A 15,439-nucleotide genomic window follows, 5' to 3' on the forward strand; every position below is an offset into this window, starting at 1 on the left:
CCCGGCATTACTGCGCGTTACGCGTGGCGGACTGCCGCGGGACCGGCCTCCTCCCCGCGACCCGGAGGTCGGCCGGTGGCCCCGGGATACCATGGCGCCATGGCAGGCACCTATCAGTCGCCCTGGCTGCGCACCGTCGATCTCGGCGAGCGGTTCCGCACCCTCGGTGTCTGGTGGCGGCAGCCGCACCGGTTGCGGCGCGCGGTCCGGGCCTATCGGAATCTGCTGGCGGTCACCCCGGCATGCATCGCCTACGCCTTCACCCTGTTCATCACCTGGTGGACGCTGCGCGGAGCCAGTGACATCGTGGGCCGGCGGCTGATCTTCTCCGCCTCCACGAATCTGCGCAATATGCAGAAGGATCCGATCCAGGTGCTGGTGGCCTCGGCCTTCTGGACCGACGGCGGCTTCCCCTGGGGCGACATTCTCATCCTCATCACCCTGATGGCGCTGGCCGAGCGCTGGCTGGGGTCGCTGCGCTGGATCCTGGTGGTGGCCACCGGTCACGTCGGCGCCACCCTGATCACGGTGGTCGGCATCGCCCACAAGCTCGACAAGCAGCTGATCCCGACCCGGGTGGCCTTCGCCTCGGATGTCGGCCCCAGCTACGGCATCTCGGCCATGATGGCCGCGCTGACCTTCCGGCTGCGCGGCCCGGCCCGCTGGCTGTGGGCGCTGGCCATGGTGGTCTGGTACGCCTACGGCGTCTGGCACGGCCGCACCTTCACCGACTACGGCCATTTCTTCGCGCTGCTCATCGGTTTCACGGTGGGCGCGATCGCGGTGGCGCTCTCCCACCGCCTGGTCGCGGTGCAAGCGCGCAGGGCCGCGGCGAAGCCGGCCCGGGCGGCCGCGAATCCGGCCGCGACCGGGGATTCAGCCGGGGACGGGATCGACGCGGCCGCGCCCGCGCTGGGCGAACCGGACAACCGGCTCGACGAGGCGCGCCGCGATCGGGCCGAGCACGGCCATCATTAGCACGTAGGCCGAGGCCAGCGCGGCCAGCCGCCCGCTCACGCCGCCCAGCGAAACCGCCAGACCGGCAATGACGATGGAGAATTCGCCGTGCGCCACCAGCGCCGCGCCCGCGCGCGCCCGGCCCATCCGGCGGATGCCCTGCCGCGACGCCGCCCACCAGCCGGTGCCGAGCTTGGTCAGCGTGGTCACGAAGGCCAGCAGGATCGCCCAGCCCAGCACCGGCGGGATCGCGTGGGGATCGGTGCTGAGCCCGAAGGCCACGAAGAAGAGGGCCGCGAACAGATCCCGCAGCGGTTCGAGGAGTTTCGCCGCCTCCTGCGCGGTGGACCCGGAGATGGCGATGCCGAGCAGGAACGCGCCCACCGCCGCCGACACGTTCAGCTCCGAGGCCGCGCCCGACACCAGCAGCGCCGCGCCGAGCAGCTTGAGCAGGAACACCTCCCGATCGTTGCTGTCCACGATGGCCGACACGTAGCGGCCGTAGCGCAGCGCCACGATGAGCACCACCGTGATCGCCACCAGCGCGATGGCCAGCGAACGCAGCCCGCTGGCGAAGCTCAGCCCGGCCAGCATCATGGTGAGGATCGGCAGGTACACCGCCATGGCCAGATCCTCGAACACCAGGATGGACAGCACCACCGGCGTCTCGCGGTTACCGAGGCGGCCCAGGTCGTTGAGCACCTTGGCGACGATGCCGGAGGACGAGATGTAGGTGACGCCGCCCATGGTGACCGCGCCGATCGGGCCCCAGTCCAGGATCAGCGCCACCACCACGCCCGGCGTGGCATTGACGACGATGTCGACCAGGCCGGCCATCCAGGAGCGGCGCAGTCCGGTCACCAATTCGGCTGCGGTGTACTCCAATCCGAGCAGCAGGAGCAGCAGCACCACGCCGATCTCGCCGGCCGTGTGCCCGAATTCGGTGGCGGCGCGCATCTTCACGATGCCGCCCTCGCCGAAGGCCAGGCCGCCGAGCAGGTAGAGGGGAATCGGCGACATGCCGAAGCGGGCGGCCAGTCGCCCCAGCATGCCGAGCGCGAACAAGATCGCGCCGAGTTCGAACAGGGCTAGACCGGTCGAATCCACAGGGTCAGCCGTCGGCCAGAATGCGAGCGGCCGCGTCCAGCCCGTGCGGCGTGCCGACGACGACGAGCACGTCCCCGGAGTCGAGCACCTGATCAGGTCCCGGTGACGGGTGCAGTTGCCCCGCCCGCATGATGGCCACGATGGAGGCCTTGGTCCGGGTCCGCATGGCGGTCTCGCCGAGCATGCGTCCCCGGTAGGGCGAATTGCCGCCGATGGTGAGCTGTCTGGTGGTGATCCCGGGTAGGTCCGAGTGTTCTTCCTTGAGCTGCTGCACCAGCTGGGGCGCGCCCAGCAGATTGGCCAGGACCGCCGCCTCGTCGGTCGTCAGGGGCACCTGGGCCAGGCACGCGTCCGGGTCGTCCCGCTGCGACACGATCAGATCGATGCCGCCGTCCCGGTGCGCCACCACCCCGATCCGCCGTCCCGATCTGACCTCGAAATCCTTCCGCACACCGATACCGGGCAGCGCTGTCACATCGACGTTCACGCAGTCCAGATTAGGACAACCCGTGCGAATCACGGGGAGCTACGTTGCGGCGCACCCCGCCTGCACCGGTCGCACGGTGCGGGCGCGCCGGGTCACTCCGTGGTGAGCGGCGCGAACGATCCATCGGGGCCGGGCAGGAAATCGGTGACCTCGACGACCGCGATCAGCGGCAGCGGGCCGTACAGGTGCGGGAAGGTCATGGAGTCCGGGTCGGCGGGCACGCCCGGCTCCCACTTCACCGGGGAACCGAGCCGGGCCGGATCCAGGTGCAGCAGCACGAGATCGGTGCGGCCGGCGAAGAGCCGATTGGCCGGCAGGTGGGCCTGGTAGGGCGCGGAGAGGTGGATGAATCCGGCCTCGGCCAGCGAGGGGGCGCGGTATTCGCCTGCGGCGCGGGCGTTTTCCCATTCCACCCGGGAGCAGATGTGCAGCAGCGTCGGCGGCGTCGTGTCCTGTTCGGTTCCCACCCGTCCAATCTAGGTGAGTGCCCCGGGGTTCAGAACGGCTCGGGCCGGGCCACGGACGGTCCCGCGCCATCTGGTAGACCGGCAGGTACGACCCCCCGTACCCGACCGCTCGAGGAACCATGAATCCGTCCAGCATCATGTCCGCCCGCGACCTCGAGTTCCTGCTCTACGACTGGCTGCGGGTGGAGTCGCTGACGGCGCGCGACCGCTTCGCCGACCACTCCCGCGACACCTTCGACCAGGTGCTGCGGCTGTGCCAGGACCTGGCCACCAGCTTCTTCGCGCCGCACAATCGCGAGAACGATCTGCACGAGCCCACCTTCGACGGCGAGCGCGTGCACATCATCCCCGCGGTCGGCAAGGCGCTGCAGGCCTTCGCCGACGCCGGAATGATCGGCGCGGCAATGGATTACGAGATCGGCGGCATGCAGCTGCCGCATTCGGTCTACACCGCGTGCATGTCGTGGTTCCACGCCGCCAATGTCGGCACCGCCGCCTACGTACTGCTCACCACCGGCAATGCGAATCTGCTTGCCGCGCACGGCAGCCCGGAGCAGATCGACGCCTACGTGCGCCCGATGCTGGAGGGCCGCAGCTTCGGCACCATGGCCCTGTCGGAGCCGCAGGCCGGATCCAGCCTGGCCGACATCACCACCCGCGCCGTGCCCGCCGCCGACGGCTCCTACCGTCTGTTCGGGCACAAGATGTGGATCTCCGGCGGCGACCACGACCTCTCGGAGAACATCGTGCACCTGGTGCTGGCCCGCATTCCGGGCGCACCGGAGGGCACCCGCGGCATCTCGCTGTTCGTGGTCCCCAAGTTCCTGCCCGACGCCGAGGGCAACCCGACCGTCCACAACGATGTCGTGCTCTCGGGCATCAACCACAAGATGGGCTGGCGCGGCACCGTCAACACCGCCCCCGTCTTCGGCGACGGCAACTTCACCCCCGGCGGGGAGCCGGGCGCGATCGGCTATCTGGTGGGCGCGCCGAATCACGGTCTGGCCCAGATGTTCACGATGATGAACGAGGCCCGCATCGGTGTCGGCCTGGCCTCCACCGCGCTGGGCTACACCGGCTACCTCAAGTCCCTCGACTATGCCCGCACCCGCCCGCAGGGCCGCCCGGTCAGCGCCCGCGGCGGCGCGCAGGTGCCGATCATCGAGCACCCGGATGTGCGGCGCATGCTGCTGGCCCAGAAGTCCTATGCCGAAGGCGCACTCGCGCTGCAGCTGTACTGCGGCCAACTGATCGACGAACACCGCACCGCGACAGGCGAATCCGACCGGGCTCGCGCCGCCACCCTGCTGCGCATCCTCACCCCCATCGCCAAGTCCTGGCCCAGCCAGTGGTGCCTGGCCGCCAACGATCTGGCCATCCAGATCCACGGCGGCGCCGGCTACACCCGCGACTACGACGTCGAACAGCACTACCGCGACAACCGCCTCAACCCGATTCACGAAGGCACCCACGGCATTCAGAGCATGGACCTGCTCGGCCGCCAGGTCACCCTGGACGATGGCGCGGCCCTGGCCGCGCTGCTGGAGACCATGGCCGCCACCAGCGCCGCCGCCCGCGCGACCGGTGACGCCGAGCTCGCCGAGTACGCCGCCGCCCTGGAGGCCGCCACCGGCCGCCTGGCCGCCACCACGGCGGGCCTGTGGCGCGCGGGCAATCCCGAGGCGGCCCTGGCCAATTCGGCGGTCTATCTGGAGGCGTTCGGCCACGTGGTGCTGGCCTGGATCTGGCTCGAGCAGGCGATCACCGCCACCGCGCTGTCCGCCCAGGACCGTCCGCACGCGGCCGAGTGGGAGACCTTCCGGCAGGGGAAGCGGCTGGCCGCCCGGTACTTCTTCCGCTGGGAACTTCCCCGCACCACACCGCAATTCGACCTGCTCGACTCCGGCGACCGCACCACCCTGGAACTCGACGAGTCCTGGTTCTGAGCCCCGGGGCGCGAATCCGCCGTTCGCGCTGTGCGAACGGCTCCGTGACCCGAGGCGCCACCGCGCAGCCATGGGCCGAGGTCAGGCCGGTCGCGGACCGGTCTCCAATCCAGCCGCCTTGATTACGGTTTGCTGGCGTCCCAGCCACAGAGACCAATCGGAGTGTGAGTGTCGGTGTGCCCGGGTAGTCTCCGGGTAGACAACTCGATCAGCGTGTTCGAACGGGAGGTTGCGACGTCCCCACGGGCAGTCCTCAGGACCTGTTCGCTTTCAGCGAAATCGCAGGTCGTGTTACAGAAAACACACGGGAAACTGCACGGGAACAAAGTGCTCGCGCCGAACGTCTGAGAGAGTAGTCAACAACCACTGCTGGGAAGTAGCGGTAGCGAGGTTCGCGGATTGGACCGCGGGCCCCACACCAGGCGAACGGTGCGTGAGGCACCCAGAGCCAGGACGGAGGAGTCATGCCAGGAACCCTGACAAGCACCCCACTGACCGCGGTCGATCGTTGCGACCGCTGCGGGGCGGCTGCGCGCGTGCGCGCAACCCTTCCTGCCGGTGGAGAGTTGCTCTTCTGCCAGCATCACGCCAACGAGCACATGGATCGCCTTCGTGAGCTCGAGGCCGTGATCGACACGGAGTCGGCACCGGCGCTGTAACAGCTCCTCCACCTCGGAGAGACTCGATCGGGAGTCACCGTTCTCCGAGAGCCCGCTCGACAATTGAATCTTCCCAACAGAAAACCCGGCAGCGGGCGACCAGCAGGTCGCCCGCTGCTGCTGTGTACGGGACCGGTCGGCGCGGAATGTGACCAGCGACACACCAATTGAGCTGTGGCCGGGGACACATGAATTCCGTTGCGCGCAACGCGAGATTCGTCATGTGCGCACGGCGAGAGCGGGCGGGTACAACGGATGGGTGCCGCAGACCTCGCAAGCCACCTACCTGCAGGATCGACATATGGTCGCGCTCTGGACGTGGAACGGCCACGCCACCGGAAGCGCGCCGCGAGACCTGGGCGAGGTGGAGAACCTCGCCCTCGCCGTTCCGGGCCGGGACGGCATCGGTGTCACCGACGTGGAATGCGCTCTGGTGGAACCGGAACGGTTATGCACTCTTGCTATTGAAAACCCCGGGGAATCGATACGTCTGCTGCGCGAGGCCGTCGAGACGGAGGTCGAGGCGCGGCGGCTGCCCGCGGCCGCGCACGCCGTCCCGAATGCCACCGGGACCGCCGTCGTCTCGGCGGGGCGGACCCTGCGGGCGCTGCGGGACACCGTGGCACTCGGCGCCGAACTGCGGTCCGGGCTGAAGGCCGAGCTGCGGCCCTATCAGGCGCGCGGCATCACCTGGCTGCGCGAGACCACGGCCGCGCACGGCGGCGCGGTGCTGGCCGACGAGATGGGCCTGGGCAAGACGGTGCAGGCCATCGGGTACCTGCTCGGGACGGCCGGGGAGGGGCCACAACTCGTAGTGTGTCCAACATCACTCGTGGGCAACTGGGCGCACGAGATCGAGCGATTCGCGCCCGGACTGGGCGCGGTGGCCTGGCGGGGCGGGTCGGCGCCGGAGGCCGAGCCGGAAACGATTGTGGTGACCGGGTATCCGACCCTGCGCGGACACGGTGCCGCGCTGGCCGGGCAGCGGTGGGCCACCGTGATTTTCGACGAGGCGCAGGTGCTGAAGAATCCGCACACGCAGGTGGCGAAGGCGGCGCGGGCGATTCCGGCCGAGGCGCGGATCGCGCTGACCGGTACGCCGGTGGAGAATCACCTCGACGAACTGTGGGCGCTGCTGAATCTGATCGCGCCACAGGAGTTCACGCACCGGGCGCAGTTCCGGCGGCGGTTCGTGCGGCCGATCAGCGAGGGATCGGCGAGCGCGGTGCTGCGGCTGCGGGATGCCGTCGAACCGATCGTGCTGGGCCGCCGCAAATCCCAGGTGGCCGCCGCGTTGCCGGCCAAGATCCACTGCGATCTGGTGTGCGATCTGAGCGCGGAGCAGGAGCAGCTCTACGACCGGCTGCTCGATCGGGCCGAGGCGGCCGGGTTCGGGACCGGGGCGCAGCGGCACACGCGGGTGCTGGCGGTGCTGACCGAGCTCAAACAGGTGTGCAACCACCCGGGGCTGATCACCGGGGAGCTGGACGAATTGGCCGGGCGCTCCGGGAAATTCGACGTCTGCTCCGACATTCTGGCCAACAACCTCGACGTGGACGCGCCCACCCTGGTGTTCACCCAGTACCGCAAGACCGGTGAGCTGCTGGTCCGGCACTGCGCCGAGGAGTTCGGGGTGCGGGCGCCGTTCTTCCACGGCGGGCTGAACCAGCAGCAGCGCGGGGAGATCGTCGCGGACTTCCAATCACCGGACGGCCCACCCATATTGGTACTCAGCCTGCGGGCAGCGGGTACCGGGCTGACGCTCACGCGGGCCGCCGATGTCATCCATTTCGACCGCTGGTGGAATCCGGCGGTGGAGGCGCAGGCGTCGGATCGCGCGCATCGCATCGGGCAGACCCGCACCGTCACCGTCACCACACTGACCTCGGGTACCACCATCGAGGAGCACATCGCGGGCATGCACGACCGCAAGTCGGCGCTCACCGACCTCAGCGATGCGGCCGGAGTCGCGGAGCTGGCGCGACTGGACGACGAACGACTGCTGGAGCTGCTGCGCCGGAAGCGGGGGAACTGAGATGGTGGACAACGAATTCGGGTACACGGCGTGGGGCAAGGACTGGGTGCGGCTGGCGGAACCGCTCAGCCTCACCAAACCCGAGCCGCTGCTCCCCCGCGCGCGCAGCATCGCCCGGAACAACGGCGTCCGGACCGAGGTCGAGGGCACCGTGGTGCGGGCGCACATTCATCGCGGGTCGGAGGCATCGGTGACGCACCTGGAGCTGACGTCGTTCCCGCGCGCCACCATCGACGCCATCGCCGCCGTGGTGCCCGCCGACACCCTCACGCTCGGCGACGAGCTGCACGCCGCGGTCATCGCCGCCGGGATCTCGGTGACGCCCATCCTCGCGAGCACCGACTGCTCCTGCCGCGCCCGCAACGCCCGCTGCCTCCACATGCTCGCCACCTGCTACGCGGTGGTCCGCCTGATCGACGAAAACCCCTGGCTCGCCTTGGATCTCCAGGGCTATCGGAGCGCTCCGCCCGCCACGGACACCGACGCCCCGGTGTCGGTCCCCCGCTGGACGCCTATCGACGCACTCGATCCGGCGGTCTACTTCGGCTGACAGCCGCTGCGACCGAAGCGGATACGGTTGCGTTGGTTCCGAGCGCGTCGGCGCGAGCTACCTCGACGCGCTCGCGCGGGCGGACCCGGTCCGGTTGAAGGTTGTGGATGTCGAGACGTGCTTGCCCGGGTTCGATCGGGCCCGCACGCCCACCTCAGCTCGGGCGCCGGGCTCGGAAGCGGAACATGGTTGCGCCGGTGTCGATCTCGATGCCGGCGAAACCGACGCGCGTGAGGCGGTCCATCAAGGTGCCGGGCGGGACGGGGACGCAGGTGTCGCCGAGGTGCATGAGGCGGAAGGCGAGGCGGTCCAGGCCGTCGCTGCCGGCGAAGACGCCGCCGGGGCGCAGGACGCGGAACGCCTCGGCGAACAGGTCGTCCTGCTGGGCGGGCGACGGGACGTGATGCAGCATGGTGAAACAGACAACCGAGCTGAACTCGTTGCCGGGCAAGGGCATCGCGGTGCCGTCCCCCTCGATGACGCGCAGTCGACCGGATTGGCGGTCGCGCAGGCGAGCGGCGAGCGCAGCATCGATCTCCAGGCCGGTGAGCGCCGGGACGCGGGCGCGCAGGGTGCGGACGTTCGCGCCGTAGCCGGGGCCGACCTCCAGCGCCTGATCGCCGAGGTCGAGTCCGTGCAGTGCCCACGGGACGATGCGGGTGGCGCTGGTGCGCTCCCACATGCTCGAGCGGCAGAGCAGCTGGTGAAAGTAGTTCATCCCCATGCCTGGAACGCTAGGCCGCCACGGTAGTGACCGCGAGAGACTACAGTGACAGATTGTGTCGCCAGACGGTCAATCTCCGGTACTTGCCGCGCCATCCGGTCCGACGGCCATGGTGTTCGGCGCGGGCACGCTGCCGGCCGGGCACTGGTTCGACGAGCACGAGCATCCGCAGCATCAAATCGCCTGGGCGGCACGAGGAGTCCTCACCGTCGAGACCGTGGGCGGCCACTGGGTGCTGCCGCCGACCCGCGCGCTGTGGATTCCGGGCGGGACGACGCATCGCACCGGCACCCTCGACGGCGCGCTCATGCACGGCATCTACCTGGCTCCGGAGCGGACACCGGTCACGTATCCCGCTCCGACCATGCTGCGGGTGGACCGGCTCATGCACGAACTGTTCCTGCACCTGACCGCCGACACCACCACCGGCGCACAACGGGAGCGGGCGGAGGCGGTCGTCTTCGACCTGCTCGATCCGGTCGACGTCATCCCCATCGGCGCGCCGGCCCCCGGCGAGCCACGCACCCGCCGCGTCGCGGACATACTGCGCGCCGACCCGTCCGACCAGCGCACTCTCGCCCAGCTGGCCGCCGCGGTCGCCATCAGTCCGCGCACCCTGGCCCGCGGATTCCTCGCCGAGACGGGAATCACCTTCGGCCAGTGGCGAACCCAGGTCCGCCTGGCCGCCTCGCTCCCACTGCTCGCTTCCGGCCTGCCGGTCGCCCGCATCGCCACCCGCGTCGGCTATGCCACCCCGAGCGCCTACATCGCCGCCTTCCACCGCGAGGTGGGCGTCTCCCCCGCCCGCTATTTCACCCGCTGACCCCGGCCTTGTCGGACCCGGCGGCTACCGTCGGCCCATGGCGATCTCCACGTACGCGTTCACCGCCGAACTCTGGGAATGGGAAGCACAGGCCTCCTGGCATTTCGTGAGTCTGCCCGAGTCGGTCGCCGACGAGATCGAGGAGCGCTTCGGGCACACCGCCTCCGGATTCGGCTCGGTGAAGGTGAAAGTCGCGGTCGGCGGCAGCCGGTGGTCGACCTCGATCTTTCCCGACGGCAAACGCGGAACCTATGTGCTGCCGGTGAAGAAGGCCGTCCGCGTCGCCGAGGGGTTGAACGCCGGCGACCCGGTCGAGGTCGAGCTGCAGGTGGTGTAGTCCGCGCCGGTCAGATCCGGCGCAGGGCCGCGATGCGCTGGGAGAGCTGGTCGGCGGTGGCGAGAGCGGTTGGGGGGCCGCCGCATTCGCGGCGCAGGTCGCCGTGGATGACGCCGTGCGGTTTACCGGTGCGATGGTGGTGCATGGCGACCAGGCTGTTCAGTTCGCGGCGCAGCTCGGACAGGCGGTCCGAGGTGGCGGCGCGTTCGACGGCGGCCTCCACGCCGGAGCCCGAGGGGCGAGCCTCGGCGGCGGCGCTGCGTTCCTGGAGCTGACGGGACTGGCGTTCGCGCAGCAGGGCGCGCATCTGGTCGGCGTCGAGCAGGCCGGGGATGCCGAGGTAGTCGGCCTCCTCGTCGCTGCCGGAGAAGGTGGCGGTGCCGAAAGAGTCACCGTCGTAGATGACCTGGTCGAGCTCGGCGTCGGCGGCCAGGGCGACGAACTTCTTCTCCTCCTCGCCCGGCTCGTCCTTCTGCCGGTTGGCGTCGATGAGCAGTTCGTCCTCGAGCGCGTTCGCCTCACGGTGCGGCTTGCCGATCACATGGTCGCGCTGCAGTTCCAGCTGGGCGGCCAGATCCAGCAGCACCGGCACCGAGGGCAGGAAGACGCTGGCGGTCTCACCGGTCTTGCGGGCACGCACGAAACGGCCGATGGCCTGCGCGAAGTACAGCGGGGTCGAGGCGCTGGTGGCATACACGCCGACCGCGAGGCGCGGCACGTCGACGCCCTCGGACACCATGCGCACCGCGACCATCCACGGGTCGGTGTTCTCGCTGAACTCGCCGATGCGATCGGAGGAGTCCGGATCGTCGGACAGCACGATGGTCGGCTTGGTGCCCGAAATGTGTTCCAGCAGTTCGGCGTAGTCGCGCGCCTTCTCCTGGTCGGTGGCGATCACCAGGCCGCCCGCGTCGGGCATGCCGGTGGCGCGCAGCTGGCGCAGGCGGGTGTCGGCGGCGGTGAGCACCTTCGACATCCAGTCGCCGGCCGGATCGAGCGCGGTGCGCCAGGCGCGGGCGGTCTGCTCGGCATTGAGGGGCTCGCCCAGGCGGGCCGAGTACTCCTCGCCCGCGCTGTCCCGCCAGTGCGCCTCACCGGAGTAGGCGAGGAAGACCACGGGTCTGACCACGCCGTCGGCGAGCGCCTCGGAGTAGCCGTAGGTGTGGTCGGCGCGCGACTTCTCGAAACCGGACTCGTCGGCTTCGTAGGTGATGAACGGGATCTTGGAGTCGTCGCTGCGGAACGGGGTACCGGTCAGCGCCAGCCGGCGGGTGGCGTCCCCGAACGCCTCCTCGACCGCATCGCCCCAGCTCTTGGCGTCGCCGGCGTGATGGATCTCGTCCATGATCACCAGCGTGCGGCGGTTCTCGGTGCGCACCCGGTGCTTGAAAGGATGCGATGCGATCTGCGCGTAGGTGACCACCACGCCGTGGTAGTCGGAGGAGGTGGAACCGGTCGAGTTGGAGAAGTTCGAATCCAGCTGAATCCCGTTGCGCGCGGCCGACGCAGCCCACTGATGCTTGAGGTGCTCGGTGGGTGCGACCACCGTCACCTGGTCGACCGTGCGGTCGTTGAGCAGCTCGGCCGCCACGCGCAGCGCGAACGTGGTCTTACCCGCGCCGGGGGTGGCGACGGCAAGGAAGTCGCGTGGCTTGGTCGTCAGATACTTCGTGAGTGCCCTGCGCTGCCATGCACGTAACGAACCGCCACCACCCGAAGTCACTCGGTAGAGATTAGCGATCGAACCCGACAGCTTTCCAATCCGACACAGCCCCGCGGAGTGCCGCACGCCACATCGCGGGTCCGGTCCCATTCGAAGCGCTGGTAGGCGATGCTTAGGCCACGATGAACGCGCACGACGAATCTCCGCAACACGCCGACGCGTCGGCGCCGACGGGTTCCGTTGTGCTCGCCGCCACCCGCTGGGGCCGTATCCGGCAACTCGTCGTGCACGTCGCGACGAAGGCGTGGAACGACGCGATCTTCGCCAAATCCGCGGCGGCCGCCTTCTGGCAGACACTCTCGCTGGCCCCGCTGCTGCTGGGACTGCTCGGCAGCCTCGGCTATGTCGGGCACTGGTTCGGCCCGAACACGGTGAACATCGTGCAGTCCAAGATCGTCAGCTTCGCGCGGAAGGCGTTCAGCCCCAGCGTGGTCGACAGTCTGGTGCAGCCGACCGTCAACGACGTGCTGCAGCGCGGCCACGGCGGGGTGGTGTCCGTCGGCTTCGTGCTGTCGCTGTGGGCCGGCTCCTCGGCCATGGCCACCTTCGTCGATGCCATCACCGCCGCGCACGGCCAGGCCACCGCGCGCCATCCGGTCTGGCAGCGAATCTTCGCGCTGCTGCTCTACGTCGGCTTCCTCGTGATCGCGGTGCTCATCCTGCCGCTGATCGCCCTGGGGCCCACCCTCATCGGACGGGTCCTCCCGCACACCTGGCGCGAGCCGGGCCTGCGGCTCATCGACGCCTTCTATTACCCGGGCACCGGCCTGCTGCTGATCGTCGGCCTCACCTTCCTCTACAAGACCGCCCTCCACCGCACCCTCCCCTGGCATCGGCTCTTCGGCGGCGCGCTGGTCGCCGGTGTGTTCTTCATGGCCGCCAGCGAGGGCCTGCGCCGCTACCTGGCGTGGGTGACCCGGACCGGCATCTCCTACGGCGCGCTGGCGACCCCCATCGCCTTCCTGCTGTTCACGTTCTTCCTGGGTTTCGCCATCATCCTCGGCGCCGAATTCAATGCCAGCGTCGAGGAATTCTGGCCTGCCCGCGCCACCCGGCTGGCGCAGTTCCGCCACTGGTGGAACGCCCGCAAGCAGCCCCGGCTCACGGACCCGCCGCCCACCGCACCGAAACCGCAGGACCCGCCGCCCGAGTCGCGGTCACTGCGACCCAGCCCGTAGGCCCGGTTCGGCCGACTCACGCCCGGTGCGACGCGCCGAGCAGTATGCGGCAGCCGTGATCGCGATCGCGACCAGGACGGGCGCGAAGGCGAGAGCGGGATTGTCGGGCCGGTCGGCCAGCACCAGCGAGCAAGGACGTCGACTCGACGTTGCCTCCGGGGCGGGCACGGGTGACGATCGCTGTATGAAGAACGACCGGTTGGACGAGATCCTGGGGCTGCTCGACAACAACACCTGCATGCTCGAGGCGATCCAGGACGAGCTGCTGGGCGGCGAAGAGCCCGGCGGGTCCGGCGAGGACGAGGCGGCCGGGGCTAGTTCTTCGTCATCGGCGACATCACCGTGTGCCGAGATGCGCCTCGATCGCGGTGACCGCTGCGCCCGCACTGTCTTCTCCACCGAGCTGGTCCCCATCGGCCGGCGGTGCCACTGGCAGGGGTAGCGACACGGGCAACGCCTGGCAGCTTCCACGCCCGCCCGACCTCGCCCGTCCAATCCACAGGCTTCACAGCGCGCCACCGTTAGAGCTACATCATGTAACAGATACCATCTGCTTCGTGGCTAAGCTGAAGGTCTCCGTAGACGTCCCGATCCCGCCCGAGAAGGCCTGGTCGCACGCCTCCGACCTGCCCGAACTCGACAAGTGGCTCACCCTCCACGAGGGCTGGCGCGGCCCTGTCCCCGACGCGCTCACCCCCGGGACCCGCCTGATCGGCGTAGCCACCGTCAAAGGCTTCCGCAATCGCGTCACCTGGACCGTCGAAACCGCCGAACCCCCGAACCGCCTGGTCCTCAACGGTTCCGGCATCGGCGGCACCAAATTCGGCATCCAACTCCGCGTCTCCGCGAGCCCCACCGGCTCCAAGGTCACCGTTGACTTCACCCTCGGCGGCGCACCCCTCTTCGGTCCCATCGGCTCGGTCGTGGCCCGCGCCCTCCGCGGCGATGTCGAACGCTCCCTCGACCGCTTCGTCCAGCTCTACGGCTGACCCGCCTGCGCGGCGAGTCCGATTACGAGAAGTTCGGCACCACAGCGAAACTCGTCGCCGCCGACAGCGCCCGAGCCCGCGCAGCAGTCTCCGCGAGCAACGGGAACTCGGCGGCGGGCAATTGCGCCATGGTGGCGGTGGCCGCGCCCGAGAGTGGCCGACGCGGCCGGCGAGGTGATCCACGTCATCGATCGATGCTGTCAGGAATTCGAGAGCTGTCTCGTTCAGGGAGCACGCGAACCAGACAGGAGCGAACCATGCAGCACCGAATCGTCGTCCTCGGAGCCGGATACGCCGGGGCGTTCTCCGCCGGATACCTCGCCCGCCAGCTCCATTCCGACGACTTCGAGATCACCGTCGTCAATGCCGAATCCGATTTCGTCGAGCGGCTGCGCCTGCATCAGCTCGCCGCCGGGCACGATCTCCGCCACCGGCCGCTGGCGGAAGTGTTCGCGGGCACCGGCATCCGGCTGCGGGTGGCGCGGGTGACCGACGTCGACGCGGCGCACCGGACCGTCACGGTCGCCGACGGCGAGCGCATCGATCGGCTCGAATACGACACCCTGCTCTACACGCTCGGCAGCACCGCCGCCGATCACGGCGTTCCCGGCGTCGATCAGTACGCCTTCCACGTGGCCGCGCGGCCATCCGCACTGCGCCTGCGGGTACGACTGGATGAGCTGGGCGAGGACGGAAGGGTGCTGGTCGTCGGCGGCAACTTGACCGCGATCGAGGCCGCCACCGAGATCGCGGAAGCCCGTCCGGGACTTCGGGTCGGCCTCGCCACCAGCAGCGAACTGGGCGGCTGGCTGGGCCCGAAGGCCCGTCGCCACCTGCTGCGCGCCTTCGACCGGTTCGGCATCACGATCCATGAGCACACCACTATCGAGCGCGTCGAGCAGACTGCGGTGGTCGCCGGGGACGGCACCGTTCTCGACTCCGACGCGACCGTGTGGGCCGCCGGCTTCGCCGTCCACCCGATCGCCGCCGCCAGCGGACTCGCGGTGGAAGCCAATGGCCAGATCACCGTCGACCGTCAGATGCGCTCGGTCTCGCACCCGGATGTCTACGCCGCCGGCGACAGCGTCTTCGTCATCGGCGAGAACGGTCATCCCCTGCCGATGTCCTGCGCCTCCGCGGGATACACGGCCATACAGGCGACGGCCACGATCATCGGGGACCGGACAGGGCGCAAGATCAAGGCGACCACGCTGACCTACTACGGCAACCACATCAGCCTCGGACGCAAGGACGCGATCTACCAACTGGTCGACGGTGAGGCCCGCTCCAAGCCCGGAGCCCTGCGCGGCCGACCGGCGGCGCGAGTCAAGTCGGCGATCGTTGCAGCCAGCGGCTGGGCCATCAGCCACCCGACCCTCGGAAAGCCGAGTCACAACTACCGTTCGGCCGCCGCCCGGGAGCTCTCTCCCGAGCTGGTCGCTCGATAAAGTCGCGCC

The 15,439-nt window shown here is 69.5% G+C and carries 16 protein-coding genes; 11 read left to right on the forward strand and 5 right to left on the reverse strand.

Annotated features, from left to right (window positions below):
* Positions 1 to 99: 99 nt before the first annotated feature.
* Positions 100 to 978 carry a rhomboid-like protein gene (locus ACFXKA_RS34325; protein ID WP_379430489.1) on the forward strand — a complete coding sequence of 293 codons (879 nt, stop codon included), beginning with the start codon at positions 100 to 102 and terminating at the stop codon, positions 976 to 978.
* Here ACFXKA_RS34325 and ACFXKA_RS34330 read toward each other — a convergent pair.
* From ACFXKA_RS34330 to ACFXKA_RS34340, 3 genes are all read right to left on the reverse strand, one after another.
* Positions 877 to 2,064 (reverse strand): cation:proton antiporter, encoded by a 1,188-nt coding sequence (locus ACFXKA_RS34330; RefSeq protein ID WP_354836950.1) that lies wholly within the window; start codon positions 2,062 to 2,064, stop codon positions 877 to 879. The two genes, ACFXKA_RS34325 and ACFXKA_RS34330, sit on opposite strands and share 102 nt — an antisense overlap.
* Before the next feature lie 4 nt (positions 2,065 to 2,068).
* Positions 2,069 to 2,551 carry a cation:proton antiporter regulatory subunit gene (locus ACFXKA_RS34335; RefSeq protein WP_354836952.1) on the reverse strand — a complete coding sequence of 161 codons (483 nt, stop codon included), beginning with the start codon at positions 2,549 to 2,551 and terminating at the stop codon, positions 2,069 to 2,071.
* 92 nt (positions 2,552 to 2,643) lie between these two features.
* Positions 2,644 to 3,018, reverse strand: a complete 375-nt coding sequence (locus tag ACFXKA_RS34340) for a DUF952 domain-containing protein (protein WP_379430490.1) — start codon at positions 3,016 to 3,018, stop codon at positions 2,644 to 2,646.
* 119 nt (positions 3,019 to 3,137) lie between these two features.
* Between ACFXKA_RS34340 and ACFXKA_RS34345 the strand changes: the two genes are divergently transcribed.
* From ACFXKA_RS34345 to ACFXKA_RS34360, 4 genes are all read left to right on the forward strand, one after another.
* Complete coding sequence (locus ACFXKA_RS34345) at positions 3,138 to 4,964, forward strand: acyl-CoA dehydrogenase (protein WP_379430491.1); 1,827 nt, start codon at positions 3,138 to 3,140, stop codon at positions 4,962 to 4,964.
* Positions 4,965 to 5,428: 464 nt separating this feature from the next.
* Entirely contained in the window at positions 5,429 to 5,623 is a 195-nt protein-coding gene (locus ACFXKA_RS34350) for a hypothetical protein (protein WP_033087939.1), read from the forward strand.
* 301 nt (positions 5,624 to 5,924) lie between these two features.
* A complete protein-coding gene (locus ACFXKA_RS34355; RefSeq protein WP_379430527.1) occupies positions 5,925 to 7,658 on the forward strand; it encodes a DEAD/DEAH box helicase in 1,734 nt (577 codons plus the stop codon).
* Between the two features lies 1 nt (position 7,659).
* Complete coding sequence (locus tag ACFXKA_RS34360) at positions 7,660 to 8,208, forward strand: hypothetical protein (protein WP_379430492.1); 549 nt, start codon at positions 7,660 to 7,662, stop codon at positions 8,206 to 8,208.
* 154 nt (positions 8,209 to 8,362) lie between these two features.
* Here the strand turns inward: ACFXKA_RS34360 and ACFXKA_RS34365 are convergent, their stop codons facing one another.
* A complete protein-coding gene (locus tag ACFXKA_RS34365; protein ID WP_379430493.1) occupies positions 8,363 to 8,932 on the reverse strand; it encodes a class I SAM-dependent methyltransferase in 570 nt (189 codons plus the stop codon).
* 55 nt (positions 8,933 to 8,987) lie between these two features.
* Here ACFXKA_RS34365 and ACFXKA_RS34370 point away from each other — a divergent pair, with 55 nt between their 5' ends.
* Positions 8,988 to 9,755 (forward strand): AraC family transcriptional regulator, encoded by a 768-nt coding sequence (locus ACFXKA_RS34370; protein WP_379430494.1) that lies wholly within the window; start codon positions 8,988 to 8,990, stop codon positions 9,753 to 9,755.
* A 37-nt stretch (positions 9,756 to 9,792) separates the two neighbouring features.
* Positions 9,793 to 10,092 (forward strand): DUF1905 domain-containing protein, encoded by a 300-nt coding sequence (locus tag ACFXKA_RS34375; RefSeq protein ID WP_354836966.1) that lies wholly within the window; start codon positions 9,793 to 9,795, stop codon positions 10,090 to 10,092.
* Positions 10,093 to 10,102: 10 nt separating this feature from the next.
* On the opposite strand, the gene ACFXKA_RS34380 is transcribed toward ACFXKA_RS34375, so the two are convergent.
* A complete protein-coding gene (locus ACFXKA_RS34380) occupies positions 10,103 to 11,815 on the reverse strand; it encodes a DEAD/DEAH box helicase (RefSeq protein ID WP_354836968.1) in 1,713 nt (570 codons plus the stop codon).
* Positions 11,816 to 11,937: 122 nt separating this feature from the next.
* On the opposite strand from ACFXKA_RS34380, the gene ACFXKA_RS34385 reads away from it, so the two are divergent.
* The 4 genes from ACFXKA_RS34385 (at position 11,938) to ACFXKA_RS34400 (ending at position 15,430) form a co-directional block, all read left to right on the forward strand.
* Complete coding sequence (locus ACFXKA_RS34385; protein ID WP_379430495.1) at positions 11,938 to 12,993, forward strand: YihY/virulence factor BrkB family protein; 1,056 nt, start codon at positions 11,938 to 11,940, stop codon at positions 12,991 to 12,993.
* A 184-nt stretch (positions 12,994 to 13,177) separates the two neighbouring features.
* Complete coding sequence (locus tag ACFXKA_RS34390; protein WP_379430496.1) at positions 13,178 to 13,435, forward strand: hypothetical protein; 258 nt, start codon at positions 13,178 to 13,180, stop codon at positions 13,433 to 13,435.
* 115 nt (positions 13,436 to 13,550) lie between these two features.
* Complete coding sequence (locus tag ACFXKA_RS34395; RefSeq protein ID WP_379430497.1) at positions 13,551 to 13,982, forward strand: SRPBCC family protein; 432 nt, start codon at positions 13,551 to 13,553, stop codon at positions 13,980 to 13,982.
* A 257-nt stretch (positions 13,983 to 14,239) separates the two neighbouring features.
* Positions 14,240 to 15,430: an NAD(P)/FAD-dependent oxidoreductase gene (locus ACFXKA_RS34400; protein ID WP_379430498.1), complete on the forward strand. Its 1,191-nt coding sequence runs from the start codon at positions 14,240 to 14,242 to the stop codon at positions 15,428 to 15,430.
* Positions 15,431 to 15,439: the final 9 nt, after the last annotated feature.

The sequence above is a fragment of the Nocardia sp. NPDC059228 genome (genome assembly GCF_042754245.1).
Taxonomy (GTDB): Bacteria; Actinomycetota; Actinomycetes; order Mycobacteriales; family Mycobacteriaceae; genus Nocardia.